This is a genomic window from Nonomuraea sp. NPDC050310 (assembly GCF_040655795.1).
GTDB lineage: Bacteria > Actinomycetota > Actinomycetes > Streptosporangiales > Streptosporangiaceae > Nonomuraea.
In genome coordinates, this window is record NZ_JBFAKP010000001.1 from 193,029 (window position 1) to 206,259 (window position 13,231).

Sequence of the window (13,231 nt, forward strand, 5' to 3'; positions counted from 1 at the left end):
GCGCCCCTCGGCATACTCGCCCCCATGACGACCACCAAGCACGTCCTGATCTCGGGCGGCGGCATCGCCGGCCCGGCCCTGGCCTACTGGCTGCACCGGCACGGCTTCGCCGCCACCGTCGTGGAGAAGGCCCCGGCGCCGCGTGACGGCGGCCACGCCGTGGACTTCCGCGGCGAGGTCCACCTGTCCCTGCTGCGGAGCATGGGCCTGCTGGAGGGGATCGAGCGGCTGCGCACCGGCATGGGCCCGATGACCTACGTCGACGCCCGCGGCAAGCGCCTGGTCGACTCGCCCGCCGACCTGTTCTCCGGCGACGTGGAGATCCTGCGCGGCGACCTGGCCGGGCTGCTGCACGAGCGCACCAAGCCCTTCACCGAGTACGTCTTCGGCGACTCGATCACCTCGCTCACCGAGGACGCGACCGGCGTGCACGTCACCTTCGAGCGTGGTGCGCCCCGGCGCTTCGACCTGGTCGTGGGCGCGGACGGCATCCACTCCGGCGTCCGCCGCCTGGTCTTCGGCGAGGAGGCCCGCTTCATCAAGCACCTCGGCCTGCACTACGCGATCTTCACCGTCCCCAACTACCTCGGCCTCGACCACGCCGGCCGGATCTACACCACGCCCGGCAAGCTGGTGTCGTACTACACCGCCCGGCGGAACACCGAGGCCAGGGCGGTCTTCTACTTCGCCGCCGGCGAGCTGCCGCACGCCCGCCGCGACACCGCCGCCCAGCGGGCGGTCCTGCGCGAGCACTTCGCCGGCGTCGGCTGGGAGAGCGACGAGCTGCTGCGCCGCATGGACCAGGCGCCCGAGCTGTTCTTCGACCAGATCGCCCAGGTCAAGCTGGACTCCTGGGCGCGTGGCCGGGTCGTGCTGCTGGGCGACGCCGCCTGCTGCGCCTCGCCGCTGTCGGGGATGGGCACCGGCCTGGCCATGATCGGCGCCTACGTCCTGGCCGGGGAGCTCGCCGAGGCCGGCGGCGACCACCGCACTGCCTTCGCCCGCTACGAGGCCGAGCTGCGCGAGTACGCCGAGGGCTGCCAGAAGTCCGCCGACGGGGTCAGCGGCTTCCTGGTGCCGAAGAGCCGCCGGATGGCGTGGCTGCTGCGCCAGCAGCAGCGCCTGCTGCCGTACCTGCCGGGCAAGAAGCTGATCGCCAAGAGCGTGCGCAAGACCGCCGAGGCCATCACCCTGAAGCCCTACGCCGGAAAACCCGTTGCCCCGGCCGGCCCGCGTCTGGTCGACTGACCGGAGCCGTCCCCTGGAAGGAGCACCGAGATGAGGCAGACGTTCATGTCCCCGCTTATCCCGGTTCGCACCCATCCAGAGGGCATGACGCTTGCAAAGACACCTCAACCTGGGCATTCTGGCCCACGTCGACGCCGGTAAGACCAGCCTGACCGAACGGCTCCTGCTCGACGCGGGAGTCATCGACCGGCTCGGCAGCGTCGACGACGGCGACACCCAGACCGACTCCCTGGCGCTCGAACGGCAACGCGGCATCACCATCAAGTCCGCGGTCGTCTCCTTCGCCGTCGGCGACCTCACCGTCAACCTGATCGACACCCCCGGCCACCCCGACTTCATCGCCGAGGTCGAACGCGTGCTCAGCGTGCTCGACGGCGCGGTGCTGGTCGTCTCCGCGGTGGAGGGGGTGCAGGCGCAGACCCGCATCCTGATGCGCGCCCTGCGGCGGCTGCGCATCCCGACCCTGCTGTTCGCCAACAAGATCGACCGCTCCGGCGCGCGCTCCGGCGGCCTGCTCGACGAGATCGCCGCCAAGCTCACCCCGGCCGTGGTGGCCGCCGGAACCGTGCGCGAGCCCGGCGCCCGCACCGCGAGCTTCCACCCGTACGGCACGCCGTCCGGCGATCCGGCGCGCCTGGCGGAACGGCTGGCTGAGGCGGACGACGCCTTCCTGGCCGCCTACCTCGCCGACGAGCGGGCCGCGCTCGCACCGGACCGGCTGCGCGCCGAGTTCGCCCGGCAGGTCGGCCGGGCCCGGCTGCATCCGCTGTACTTCGGCTCCGCGATCACCGGGGCCGGGGTGGCGGAGCTGACCCGGGCCGTGCGCGAGCTGCTCCCGGCGGGTGGCGGCGACCCGGACGGGCCGCTGTCCGGCACGATCTTCAAGATCGAGCGCGGCCCGGCGGGGGAGAAGGTGGCCTACGTCCGCCTGTTCGGCGGCACGCTCCGCACCCGGGACCGGCTCCTGTTGCAGGGCCGGGAGGCCAAGGTCACTGCCCTGGCCGTGTTCGACCGGGGCTCGGCCGCACCGAGGGGTGAGCTGCCCGCCGGGCGCATCGGCAAGGTGTGGGGGCTGGAGGCGGCGCGGATCGGCGACACCCTCGGCGCGGCCCGCACCACCGAGGCCCGCCACTTCGCGCCGCCCACCCTGGAGACGGTGGTCGTGCCCGGCCGGCAGGCCGAGCGCGGCGCGCTCAACGTCGCGCTCACCCAGCTCGCCGAGCAGGACCCGCTGATCGGCCTGCGCCAGGACGACGTGCGCCAGGAGACCTCCGTCTCGCTCTACGGCGAGGTGCAGAAGGAGGTCATCCAGGCGACCCTTGCCTCCGAGTACGGCCTGGACGTCACCTTCCGCGAGACGACCACCATCTGCGTCGAGCGGCCGGCCGGCACGGGCTCGGCGGTGGAGTTCAACGGCAAGGCGCCCAACCCGTTCCTGGCCACCGTCGGGCTGCGCGTCGATCCGGCGCCGCCGGGCAGCGGGGTGCGCTTCCGGCTCGGCGTCTCGCTGGGGGCCATGCCGTACGCCTTCTTCAAGGCGGTTGAGGACACCGTCCTGGAGACCCTCACCCAGGGCCTGTACGGCTGGCAGGTCGCCGACTGCACGGTGACGATGACGCACAGCGGCTACTCGCCCCGGCAGAGCCACGCGCACGCGCGCTTCGACAAGGCGATGTCCAGCACTGGCGCCGACTTCCGCGGGCTGACCCCGCTGGTGCTGATGGCGGCGCTGCGCCGGGCGGGCACGCGGGTGCACGAGCCGATCCACCGGTTCCGGCTGGAGTTCCCGGCGGACACGTTGGGCGCGGTGCTCCCGGCGCTGGCCAGGGTGCGCGCGGTGCCGTACGGCATGGGCGCCACCGTGCTGGAGGGGGAGATCCCCGCCGGCCGGGTGCACGAGCTGCACCTCGAACTGCCGACGCTGACGCGCGGCGAGGGCGTGCTGGAGAGCGCCTTCGAGCGCTACGAGCCGGTCGCCGGGCCACCCCCGGCCAGGCCGCGCACCGACCACAACCCGCTGGACCGGAAGGAGTATCTGCTGCACGTGCTGCGGCGGGTGTGAGCGAGGCCCCCAACTCCTGCTCCCCGGGGGTGCGTTCCCGGGGAGCAGGAGCCCGTTCATTCGGCGGCGACGAGCCGCTCTGCCTCCTCGTGCAACGCCACGACCAGGAGCATCTCCAGTTGGAGCTCCGCCAGATCGGGCGCCGCGAGGCCGTCGACGACCTGCATGGTGGGCCTCCCTGGTGATAGGACGCCTCTTGAGTCACACAGGTTTACCCGTGGAACGCGGAAATCATTCAGACGGTTTTGAACCGCTCCCAGGCCGACTGCCGCGACATGCTCAGTGCGGCGCCGATGCGCTCCCAGCTCACCTCCCGCTTGCGGAGGGCGCCGACCCAGTCGCGCAGGTTGCTGTCGATCTGGGACTGGACGTTCACGATGTTGGGCAGGTGGTCGAGGATCTGCTCGTCGGTCAGCGACTCCCACATTGGCAGCCGGGGCTCGGAGGTCTCGCGGAGTTCCTCCGAGCTCAGGATGTCGTTGCAGAGACCGACGCAGGCATTGCAAATGTAGACGCCGGGGCCCGCGATCAGCTTCTGGACCTCAGCCGCCGGTCGCTGGCAGAAAGAGCAGTACAGGTGCTCGTTGTCAGGCATGACCTGACACTAGACCGTCAGGCTGACCCTGACAACCCTTCAGGATCGCCAACCGCTCGTCGTTGATGCGGCGGCAGATCGACAGGTAGGCGTTGACGATGCGGCAATAGGCGGCGTGCGCCTCCTCAAGCTGGGACGCGCAGGCGTCGACGCGCGAGGGCTCGCCGTCGATGACCGCCTCCACGTGCAACGCGCGGGCCTGGTTCACGATCTCCTCCGCGCGCAGCCGCGTACGGCGGAGCAGCGCGGAACACTCCTGCAGTTCCTTGAGTCGTGCTGAGGAGACGATGAACTCAGCTTCACGCACGAGATCAGTTCTCATTACCGACACCTCCCCGGTCAAGGTCGCCTAAGCGTAGACGCGCGGCCTTGGCCGCCGGATCACTCCGGAGGCGGAGGGGGTAGAGCACTGTTCCCTGCGGGTTGGATATCTCCCACCGGGAGGAAAAAGCGCAGCCCTGAAGCTCGTTCGGTGTCTGAAGAGCCCCGGTTCGGCCACCGTAGCAGCATTTTTCGGGGCAAGTCGGGAATCTGGGGTTCCAGAAAAAGCCGGTTCAAGAAGACCGCCGAACCCCCTGCACGACTTGAGCTCTGGTCACATACTGAAATCATCGAGAAGCACATAGTGACGGGGCGTGCTGTGTCTGGACTGACGGAGGACTCGACGAACGCGGTGGACGTGAGCGTGATCATCCCTGCGCACGACTGCCGGCCGTACCTGGACAGAAGCCTGACCTCCGCCCTGGTGCAACGGGTGCACAAGGAGATCGTCGTGGTGGACGACGGCTCCACCGACGGCAGCGCCGAGCTCCTGGAGCTGTACGCGACCTATCACCGGGGGACGGTCAAGGTCATCCGCCAGGAGCACTCGGGCGGCGCGGGCCGCCCGCGCAACGTCGGCCTCGACCACGCGACGGGCCGCTACGTCTTCTTCTGCGACGCCGACGACTACCTCGGCGACGAGGCGCTGGAGCGGATGGTCGCGATGGCCGACCGCAACGGCTCCGACATCGTGCTCGGCAAGGTCGTCGGGCACGGCCGCCGCGCGCCCGCCTCGATGTTCCGGCAGAACGCCGAGCGGGTGAGCCTGGCCGACAGCGCGGTCTACAACAGCCTGAGCTGCTGGAAGCTGTTCCGCCGGCAGATGCTGGTCGAGCACGGCATCCGGTTCGGCGAGGACCGGCTGGTCGGCGAGGACCTGCTGTTCACCGTGCACGCCTACTGCCACGCCGAGGTGATCTCGGTGGTGGCCGACTACGACTGCTACCACCTCACCGCGCGCCCGGACGGCACGAGCATCATGCAGCGCCCCGACAGCCGCGACCCGATCGCCTGGCTGCACATGATCCGCGACCCGATCCAGCTCATGGCCGCGCACGTGCCGCCGGGACCGCTGCGCGACCACCTGCTGCGCCGGCACTTCAGACTCGACGCCTTCGCCCAGCTCGGCGAGGCCTTCCTGGCCGCCGACGAGGTGCGGCGCAAGGACATCGCGCAGGAGGTCGCCGCGCTGTGCGACGAGTGGCTGACCCCGGGCGTGGTCGAGCTGCTCAACCCCGCCGACCGGCAGCGGCTGGCCGCCCTGGGCGACGTCGAGCGGCTGGTCCGGCTGGCCGGGATCGAGGCGGCCACCGTGCACCGGCGGCTCACCGACCTGCGCTGGGAGGGCGAGCGGCTGCTGGTCTCCGGGGTGGCCGGGCTGGAGGGCCTCGCCGAGTACGACGGCGTCGCCCTGCTGCTGCGCTCGCGCCAGGATCCGGGGCGCGAGCTCGTCGTGCCCGCCGAGCTCGACGGCCCGGAGTTCACCGCGCGCATCGACGTGGGCGAGCTGTCCTCGGGGGTGTGGGACCTGCTGGTCACCATCGAGCTGGAGGGCGTGCACCGGCAGGGCCGGCTGGGCGCCGAGCGCGACCGCGAGCTGCCCTGCCCGTCGCCCCGGCTGGTGGGGGAGTCGGTGGCGCTGCCGTACTTCACCCGCAGCGGCGGCAACCTCAGCATCGACATCGGCGGGCACGTGCTCAGCGTGCCCGGCTCGGCCCGGCTGACCAGCGCGCGCTGGGCCTTCGGGCACCGGCTGGTGCTGGACGGCCACGTCACCGTCACCGGCGCCGCGCCGGCCGAGAACGCGGTGCGCCGGCTCGTCTGGCGCGAGCGCAACACCGGCGACGAGCGGATCGACCGCGTGGTTGGCCTGCCCGGCGGCGCCTTCGAGGCCAAACCCTCGGTCGGCCGCCTGGTGCCCGGCACCTGGGACGCCTACCTGGAGCTGGAGCTCGGCGGGCCGCCGGCCCGCTTCCGCATCGAGACCACCTCGACCCAGTTGTTCGCCGGCCCGCGCCGGTGGTGGCAGGGCGCGGTGCTGCGCTCGGTGCGGCCCTACGCCACGGCCGGCAAGGGCCGGCTCAGCACGGTGGTCAAGACGCTGACCCCGAAGGCGATCATCAGCCGGCTGTTCCAGTAACTGCCACAAATATGCAGGTGCAAGACAATGTCTTAATGTGAGGTGGTTGGACACCCCTCATGGAGGCCTGGTCGTGCACGTACCCGATGGCTTTTTCAACGTGGCCGTATCCGTCTCCACCGGCGTCGTGGCCGCCGCCGGCGTCGCCGTCTGCCTGCGCGGCGCCAAACGCGAGCTCGACGACCGGACCGCGCCCATGGCCGGCCTGGTCGCGGCCTTCGTCTTCGCCGTGCAGATGCTCAACTTCCCGGTCGTCGCCGGCACCAGCGGGCACCTGCTCGGCGGCGCGCTGGCCGCCATCCTCGTCGGACCCTATACCGGCGTGCTCTGCATCGCCGTCGTGCTGCTGGTCCAGGGCCTGTTCTTCGCCGACGGCGGGCTGACCGCGCTCGGCGTCAACATCACCCTCATGGGCCTGGTCACCGTCCTGGTCGGCTGGGGCCTGTTCCGGCTGGTCACCCGGCTGGCCCGGGGCAAGGCCGCGGTGGTCGCCGCCGCGTTCCTGGCCGCGCTGATCTCCGTCCCCGCCTCGGCGCTCGCCTTCACCCTGCTGTTCTGGCTCGGCGGCACCGTGCCGATCGAGGTCTCCTCCGTCGCCGCCGCGATGGGCGGCGTCCACCTGCTCATCGGCATCGGCGAGGGGCTGATCACCGCCGCCACCGTCAGCGCCGTCCTGGCCGTCCGCCCCGACCTCGTGTACGGCTACCGCGGCCAGGCCCCGGCCCTGGTGGTCAACGGCAAGACCGCCGCGACGACGCCCGCCGCCGAGGCGCCCCGCGGCAACGCCAGGCCGTTCCTGCTCGGCGGCCTCGGCGTCACGCTGATCCTGGCCGGCGTCGTGTCCTTCTTCGCCTCCGCCGACCCCGACGGCCTGGAGTCGGTCGCCGCCGAGCGCGGCTTCGACGTCGGCGTCGACCACCTGTTCGCCTCCTGGGCGCTGGCCGACTACGGCGACGTCGGCGGCATCCCGGTCGGCGTGGCCGGCATCGTCGGCGTCGGGCTGACCCTGCTCATCGCCGGCGGCCTGGCCTACGCCGCGCGCCGCCGCACCACCGTGAGGGCCTGAGCCGTGGGCGCGGGCCACCACCACGACCTCTACCGCCCGGGCGACAGCCCGGTGCACCGGCTGCCGCCGCAGTGCAAGCTGCTCGCGGTGCCGGCCTTCGCGATCGTGGTGGTGGCCACCCCGCGCGAGGCGGTCTGGGCCTTCGCCGGCTACGCGGTGCTGCTGGGTGGAGTCGCGGCGGCCGCGAGGGTGCCGCCGGGCTTCATCCTGCGGCGCATGGTGATCGAGGTGCCCTTCGTGCTGTTCGCCTTCCTCATCCCGGTCATCGGGCTGGGCGAGCGGGTGCAGGTCCTCGGCCTGTCGCTGAGCCTGCCCGGGCTCTGGGCGGCCTGGAACATCCTGGCCAAGGCCACCCTCGGCGTCGTCGCCTCGATCCTGCTGGCCGCGACCACCGAGCCGCGCATGCTGCTCCTGGGCGCGCAGCGGCTGCGGCTGCCGCCGCTGCTGGTGCAGATCGCCATGTTCATGCTGCGCTACCTGGACGTGATCGTCGGGGAGATGCGGCGCATGCGCGTCGCCCGGGAGTCACGCGGCTTCCAGGCGCGCAACCTCCGGCAGGCGCCGGTCATCGCGCGCTCGGCCGGAGCGCTGTTCATCCGCTCCTACGAGCGCGGCGAGCGCGTCCACCTGGCCATGCTCAGCCGTGGCTACACCGGGCGGCTGCCCGTCACGCAGGAGCTGACGGCCTCCGCGCGACAATGGCTGACCGCGGGCGCGCTTCCGGTGCTCGCCCTGGCCGTCCTAGGAATGACCATCGCATGAACTCCCTCGAAGTGCGCGAGCTCGCCTACGCCTACCCCGACGGCACCCAGGCGCTGTTCGGCGTCGACCTGACCATCGCCCGCGGCGAGCGCGTGGCCCTGCTCGGGCCGAACGGCGCCGGCAAGACCACCCTGGTCATGCACCTCAACGGTATCCTCACCCCGGGCCACGGCACCGTGCGCGTGGCCGGCGTCCCGGTCGTCCGCGACCACCTCCAGGAAGTACGGCAACGCGTCGGCCTGGTCTTCCAGGACCCCGACGACCAGCTCTTCATGCCGACTGTCCGCGACGACGTGGCCTTCGGCCCGGCGAACATGGGCGTGCGCGGCGAGGACCTCGAACGCCGGGTCAAGGACGCGCTCGACCGGGTCGGCATGCTGGAGGCCCTCGACCGGCCGCCGCACCACCTGTCCTTCGGCCAGCGCCGCCGCGTCGCGGTCGCCACCGTGCTGGCGATGGAGCCGGAGATCCTCGTGCTGGACGAGCCCTCCTCCAACCTCGACCCGGCCGCCCGCCGGGAACTGGCCGAGATCCTGCGCTCCCTGGAGGTGACCGTGCTCATGGTCACCCACGACCTGCCGTACGCGCTGGAGCTGTGCGAGCGGGCGCTCATCCTGTCCGGCGGCGTGGTCGTCGCCGACGGGCCGACGCGCGAGCTGCTCGCCGACGCCGAACTGCTGGCCCGGCACCGGCTCGAACTGCCCTACGGCTTCGCTATTCCGGAACGTGGATGACGACGAGGCGGTCGCCGCGGTCCAGGACCTCCACGTCGGCGTAGGTGCGGACGCGGCCCTCGCGCACCACGGCGACGACGATCTCGTCGCCGTCGGCCGGCGGGTGGCCCACCTCCGACTCCTTCACCGGCCGCTCGTACAGGTCGAGGCCCTTGCCGTAGACCAGGAAGTCCTCGATCAGCGCGCTGACCGCCGGGCTCTGCGTGGCGACGCCGAGCATGCGGCCGGCCGCGTCCGAGGAGGTGATCACCACGTCGGCGCCGCTCTGCCGTACCAGCGGGTCGTTCTCGGCCTCGCGGACGGCGGCGACGATGGTCGCGGTGGGGTTGAGCTGGCGGCCGGTGAGGGTGACCAGGGCGGTGGTGTCGTCGCGGTTGACCGCGATGATGATCTCGTTGGCCTCCCGCACGCCGGCCCGCTGGAGCACCTCGCTGCGGGTGGCGTCGCCCAGGACGGCGACGAAGCCGTCGTTGTTGGCCTCGCGGACGTTCTCCGGGTTGGGGTCGACGACGACGACCGACTCCTTGGCCCGCTCGTTCTCCAGCAGGGTGCGGACCGCGGCGCGGCCCTTGGTGCCGTATCCGGCGATCACGGTGTGGCCGCGCAACCTGGACCTCCAGCGTCTGATCAGGATCTGGTCGCGGGTGCGCTGGGTGAGCACTTCCAGCGTGGTGCCCACGAGGATGACGAGGAAGATGATCCGCAGCGGCGTGACCGCCACGATGTTGACCAGCCGCGCGGCCGGCGACACGGGGGTGATGTCGCCGTACCCCGTCGTGGAGACGGTGACGGTGGCGTAGTAGAGCGCGTCGAGCAGGCTCACCTTGCCGTCGAAGCTGTCCTTGTACCCGTCGAGGTCCAGCGCTACCAGGAGGAACACCGCCAGCAACGCGGCCCACGCATAAAGGACGCGGCGCAGCACCGCTCTGAACGGGCTGACCGCGATGTGCGGGAGCCGGATTCCGACCTCCTCCATGAAGGTGATCGTAGTTTGTCTGGGTCCGGTAGCTGGGGATGGGAAGTACAGTGGCTCATCGAGGAGGGGCCAAATGAAGCTGCGCCTGAAACGGCACGCGATGGGGGATGCCGTCGTCGTGGTCGTCGAAGGAGAGCTGGACCTGTTCACCGCGCCCTTCCTGAGGGACGAGGTGCGCGACGCCATCAAGCAGGACGGCGCCCGCCTCGTGCTCGACCTCCAGCAGTTGTCCTTCATGGACTCCAGCGGGCTGTCGGTGCTGATCGAGGCGTGGCGGCTGGCGACCGGCGAGGGCGGCGGCGTGTCGCTGGCCGGGCCGCAGGCGCCGGTGGCCAGGATCCTGCGCACCACCGGTCTCGACCGGCGCATCAAGGTCTATCCGGACGTGGACGCCGCCGTGGGTGAGATTTAGCCCACCCGTCGTAGAACTTCATTCGGTTCTCGCGTTAAGGTCCGTGTCATGGACGTCAATGGTGCAGTAGCAATCATCTCCGGCGGGGCGAGCGGCCTGGGTGAGGCCACCGCCCGCGAGCTGGCCTCACACGGCGCGCACGTGGTGATCGCCGACCTGAACGAGGAGCGCGGCAAGGCGATCGCCGACGAGCTCGGCGGGCTCTTCGTCAAGACCGACGTGTCGGACTCCGACCAGGTCCAGGCCGCCGTGGACGCCGCCGTGGCGACCGGCAAGCCGGTGCGAGTGATCGTCAACAGCGCCGGCATCGGCTGGGCCGAGCGGACGGTCAACCGCGAGGGCGCCCCGCACACCGAGGCGACCTACCGCAAGGTCATCGAGGTCAACCTGATCGGCACCTTCAACCTCATGCGCATCGGCGCGGCGGCCATCGCCAAGACCGAGCCGGTGAGCGAGGACGGGCACCGCGGCGTGGTCATCAACACGGCCTCCGTGGCCGCGCTGGAGGGCCAGACCGGGCAGCTCGCCTACTCCGCCTCCAAGGGCGGCATCGTGGGCATGACCGTCCCGGCCGCGCGCGACCTGGCCGCGATCGGCGTCCGCGTCAACACCATCTGCCCCGGCATCATCGACACCCCGATCTACGGCTTCAACCCCAACTCCGCCGAGTTCAAGGCCAAGCTGGTCGCCCCCGTGGTCTTCCCCAAGCGCATGGGCCAGCCCGCCGAGTTCGCCCACCTCGTGCGCTCGCTGATCGAGAACGACTACATGAACGCCGAGACCATCCGCTTCGACGGCGGCATCCGCTTCCAGCCCAAGTAGTGAGGTCCCGTGTCTGACGAAGTTCTCGTCGAAGTCGCGGACGGCGTAGCCGTCATCACCATCAACCGCCCCCAGGCCCGCAACGCCGTCAACGGCGCGGTGGCCAGGGGCATCGCCGGCGCGCTGGACGAGCTCGACGCGCGTGCCGACGTCTCCGCCTACGTCCTGACCGGCGCGGGCGGCTACTTCTCCGCCGGCATGGACCTCAAGGGCTTCCTGACCGGCGACTTCCCGCACGTCGAGGGGCGCGGCTTCGGCGGCATCACCGAGGCGCCGCCGCGCAAGCCGCTGGTCGCCGCGGTCGAGGGCTACGCCCTGGCCGGCGGGTTCGAGCTGGTGCTCTCCTGCGACGTGGTGGTCGCCTCGGCCGAGGCCAAGTTCGGGCTGCCCGAGCCCAAGCGCGGCCTGGTCGCGGGCGCCGGCGGCGTCATCAGGCTGCCCCGGCGCATCCCCTACCACGTGGCCATGGAGATGGCGCTGACCGGCGACCACTACCCGGCCTCGCGGCTGTACGAGCTCGGCCTGGTCAACCGGATCACCGAGCCAGGCCAGGCCCTTGAGGGCGCGCTGGAGCTGGCCCGCAAGATCGCCGCGAACGCCCCGCTGGCGCTGGCGGCGACCAAGAAGGTGATCGTCGAGTCCCAGGACTGGACCCTCGACGAGATGTTCAAGAAGCAGGGCGCGATCATCAACCCGGTCTTCGGGTCGAAGGACGCGATGGAGGGCGCGGCGGCCTTCGCCGAGAAGCGCGCCCCCGTCTGGAAGGGCGAGTAGCCCCGAGGACCTGACGCCCGCCCGCTCTCCCTGGCGGGCGGGCGTCACTTTTAGCCCGCTCATAGGGTTTCCCGCATACTTTGGAGGGGAGAAGCATCCCCCTGGGAGGGCCACATGAGCGGATACTCGACCCCGCCGTCGGGGTGGCGCGCGGTGCTGTCCGGAGCTCTGGGGGCGTTGCTCCTGCTCGGCGGCATGCTCGCGGTGATGTGGGTGCTGGAAGGCATCGACTACGTCCTCGGCGGATCGCTCGACTACTACGGCATCCGCGCCTGGGACGCCGAGGGTCTGGTCGGGATCCTGTTCGCGCCCTTCCTGCACGTGGGCTTCGGGCACCTGATCGCCAACTCGATCCCGCTGCTCGTGCTCGGCTTCCTCGCCGCGGTCCGCGGCCTCGGCGCCTTCCTGTGGGCGACCGTCATCATCATGCTGATCGGCGGCTTCGGCACCTGGCTGACCACCCCGCCCGGGGTCATCGCGGTGGGCGCCAGCGGGCTGATCTTCGGCTACTTCGGCTACGTCCTCGGCCGGGGCCTGTTCAACCGGCAGATCGCCGACATCCTCATCGCCATCGGCGTCGGTGTCGCGTACTACTCGATGCTGTGGGGGCTGCTGCCGAACCAGCCCGGCATCTCCTGGCAGGGCCACCTGTTCGGGCTCATCGGCGGCGTGGTGGCCGCCTGGGCGCTGCGCCGCAGGCGGCCCGCGGCCCTAGTGAGCCCTGACCCGCTCGGCCGGTGAGGACGACAGCAGCCGGTCGATCCACGCCAGGCCGATCGCGGAGACGACGAACGCCAGGTGAATGATCGTCTGCCACATCATCTTGTCGTTGCTCACGTGCTCGGCCTTGATGAAGGTCTGCAGCAGGTGCACCGAGGAGATCCCGATGATCGCCGTCGCCAGCTTCACCTTGAGGACGTTGGCGTTGACGTGCGAGAGCCACTCCGGCTCGTCGGGGTGGCCATCGAGGTTGATGCGCGACACGAAGGTCTCGTAGCCGCCCACGATCACCATGATCAGCAGGTTCGAGATCATCACCACGTCGATGAGTCCCAGCACGCTGAGCATCACCACGATCTCCGGTGAGCTGTTCACGAGGCTCTCGGCCACCGGCGAGTGCGTCATATCGCCGGTGACGACCGCTTGGAGCAGGTGCCATAGCTCGACCAGGAACTGCCAGACATAGACCCCCTGGGCCACGATCAGGCCCAGATAGAGGGGTAGCTGCAGCCACCTGCTGGCGAACATCAGATAGCCGAAGCCCTTCGGCCGGACCCCCGTAACGCTGGACACGTCGTCAACTCCTGTAACTCCGAACG

The 13,231-nt window shown here is 70.9% G+C and carries 14 protein-coding genes; 10 read left to right on the forward strand and 4 right to left on the reverse strand.

Annotated features, from left to right (window positions below; all coding sequences use genetic code 11):
- Window positions 1-24 precede the first annotated feature (24 nt).
- Window positions 25-1,248: an FAD-dependent monooxygenase gene (locus AB0I67_RS01005; RefSeq protein WP_357915556.1), complete on the forward strand. Its 1,224-nt coding sequence runs from the start codon at window positions 25-27 to the stop codon at window positions 1,246-1,248.
- Between the two features lie 91 nt (window positions 1,249-1,339).
- Window positions 1,340-3,310: a translation factor GTPase family protein gene (locus AB0I67_RS01010; RefSeq protein ID WP_357915559.1), complete on the forward strand. Its 1,971-nt coding sequence runs from the start codon at window positions 1,340-1,342 to the stop codon at window positions 3,308-3,310.
- A gap of 235 nt (window positions 3,311-3,545) precedes the next feature.
- Here the strand turns inward: AB0I67_RS01010 and AB0I67_RS01015 are convergent, their stop codons facing one another.
- Together AB0I67_RS01015 and AB0I67_RS01020 are read right to left on the reverse strand one after the other, a co-directional pair.
- Window positions 3,546-3,905, reverse strand: a complete 360-nt coding sequence (locus AB0I67_RS01015) for a ClpX C4-type zinc finger protein (protein ID WP_357915561.1) — start codon at window positions 3,903-3,905, stop codon at window positions 3,546-3,548.
- Complete coding sequence (locus AB0I67_RS01020) at window positions 3,898-4,227, reverse strand: hypothetical protein (protein ID WP_357915563.1); 330 nt, start codon at window positions 4,225-4,227, stop codon at window positions 3,898-3,900. Before AB0I67_RS01020 ends, AB0I67_RS01015 begins: the two co-directional genes overlap by 8 nt.
- Before the next feature lie 318 nt (window positions 4,228-4,545).
- On the opposite strand from AB0I67_RS01020, the gene AB0I67_RS01025 reads away from it, so the two are divergent.
- The 4 genes from AB0I67_RS01025 (at window position 4,546) to AB0I67_RS01040 (ending at window position 8,928) form a co-directional block, all read left to right on the forward strand.
- Complete coding sequence (locus AB0I67_RS01025) at window positions 4,546-6,366, forward strand: glycosyltransferase family 2 protein (protein ID WP_357915565.1); 1,821 nt, start codon at window positions 4,546-4,548, stop codon at window positions 6,364-6,366.
- A 73-nt stretch (window positions 6,367-6,439) separates the two neighbouring features.
- A complete protein-coding gene (locus AB0I67_RS01030) occupies window positions 6,440-7,432 on the forward strand; it encodes an energy-coupling factor ABC transporter permease (protein WP_357915568.1) in 993 nt (330 codons plus the stop codon).
- Between the two features lie 3 nt (window positions 7,433-7,435).
- Window positions 7,436-8,194: a cobalt ECF transporter T component CbiQ gene (cbiQ, locus tag AB0I67_RS01035; RefSeq protein ID WP_357915571.1), complete on the forward strand. Its 759-nt coding sequence runs from the start codon at window positions 7,436-7,438 to the stop codon at window positions 8,192-8,194.
- Complete coding sequence (locus AB0I67_RS01040) at window positions 8,191-8,928, forward strand: ABC transporter ATP-binding protein (protein ID WP_357915574.1); 738 nt, start codon at window positions 8,191-8,193, stop codon at window positions 8,926-8,928. Before cbiQ ends, AB0I67_RS01040 begins: the two co-directional genes overlap by 4 nt.
- Here AB0I67_RS01040 and AB0I67_RS01045 read toward each other — a convergent pair.
- A complete protein-coding gene (locus AB0I67_RS01045; protein ID WP_357915577.1) occupies window positions 8,909-9,904 on the reverse strand; it encodes a potassium channel family protein in 996 nt (331 codons plus the stop codon). The two genes, AB0I67_RS01040 and AB0I67_RS01045, sit on opposite strands and share 20 nt — an antisense overlap.
- Before the next feature lie 73 nt (window positions 9,905-9,977).
- Between AB0I67_RS01045 and AB0I67_RS01050 the strand changes: the two genes are divergently transcribed.
- From AB0I67_RS01050 to AB0I67_RS01065, 4 genes are all read left to right on the forward strand, one after another.
- Window positions 9,978-10,316 carry an STAS domain-containing protein gene (locus tag AB0I67_RS01050; protein ID WP_357915580.1) on the forward strand — a complete coding sequence of 113 codons (339 nt, stop codon included), beginning with the start codon at window positions 9,978-9,980 and terminating at the stop codon, window positions 10,314-10,316.
- 48 nt (window positions 10,317-10,364) lie between these two features.
- Window positions 10,365-11,138: an SDR family NAD(P)-dependent oxidoreductase gene (locus AB0I67_RS01055; RefSeq protein WP_357915583.1), complete on the forward strand. Its 774-nt coding sequence runs from the start codon at window positions 10,365-10,367 to the stop codon at window positions 11,136-11,138.
- A gap of 9 nt (window positions 11,139-11,147) precedes the next feature.
- The gene (locus tag AB0I67_RS01060) at window positions 11,148-11,912 is read left to right on the forward strand and encodes a crotonase/enoyl-CoA hydratase family protein (protein WP_357915586.1); all 765 of its coding nucleotides are present in this window, start codon (window positions 11,148-11,150) and stop codon (window positions 11,910-11,912) included.
- Between the two features lie 114 nt (window positions 11,913-12,026).
- Complete coding sequence (locus AB0I67_RS01065; RefSeq protein ID WP_357915589.1) at window positions 12,027-12,653, forward strand: rhomboid family intramembrane serine protease; 627 nt, start codon at window positions 12,027-12,029, stop codon at window positions 12,651-12,653.
- On the opposite strand, the gene AB0I67_RS01070 is transcribed toward AB0I67_RS01065, so the two are convergent.
- The gene (locus tag AB0I67_RS01070) at window positions 12,624-13,205 is read right to left on the reverse strand and encodes a TIGR00645 family protein (RefSeq protein WP_357915591.1); all 582 of its coding nucleotides are present in this window, start codon (window positions 13,203-13,205) and stop codon (window positions 12,624-12,626) included. The two genes, AB0I67_RS01065 and AB0I67_RS01070, sit on opposite strands and share 30 nt — an antisense overlap.
- Window positions 13,206-13,231 lie beyond the last annotated feature (26 nt).

Excerpts from the sequence above, each read along its gene's own strand:
- AB0I67_RS01005 (WP_357915556.1), top strand. The coding sequence starts at position 25 with ATGACGACCACCAAGCACGTCCTGATCTCGGGCGGCGGCATCGCCGGC.
- AB0I67_RS01015 (WP_357915561.1), bottom strand. The coding sequence starts at position 3,905 with ATGCCTGACAACGAGCACCTGTACTGCTCTTTCTGCCAGCGACCGGCG.
- AB0I67_RS01020 (WP_357915563.1), bottom strand. The coding sequence starts at position 4,227 with ATGAGAACTGATCTCGTGCGTGAAGCTGAGTTCATCGTCTCCTCAGCA.
- AB0I67_RS01040 (WP_357915574.1), top strand. The coding sequence starts at position 8,191 with ATGAACTCCCTCGAAGTGCGCGAGCTCGCCTACGCCTACCCCGACGGC.
- AB0I67_RS01045 (WP_357915577.1), bottom strand. The coding sequence starts at position 9,904 with ATGGAGGAGGTCGGAATCCGGCTCCCGCACATCGCGGTCAGCCCGTTC.
- AB0I67_RS01050 (WP_357915580.1), top strand. The coding sequence starts at position 9,978 with ATGAAGCTGCGCCTGAAACGGCACGCGATGGGGGATGCCGTCGTCGTG.
- AB0I67_RS01055 (WP_357915583.1), top strand. The coding sequence starts at position 10,365 with ATGGACGTCAATGGTGCAGTAGCAATCATCTCCGGCGGGGCGAGCGGC.
- AB0I67_RS01065 (WP_357915589.1), top strand. The coding sequence starts at position 12,027 with ATGAGCGGATACTCGACCCCGCCGTCGGGGTGGCGCGCGGTGCTGTCC.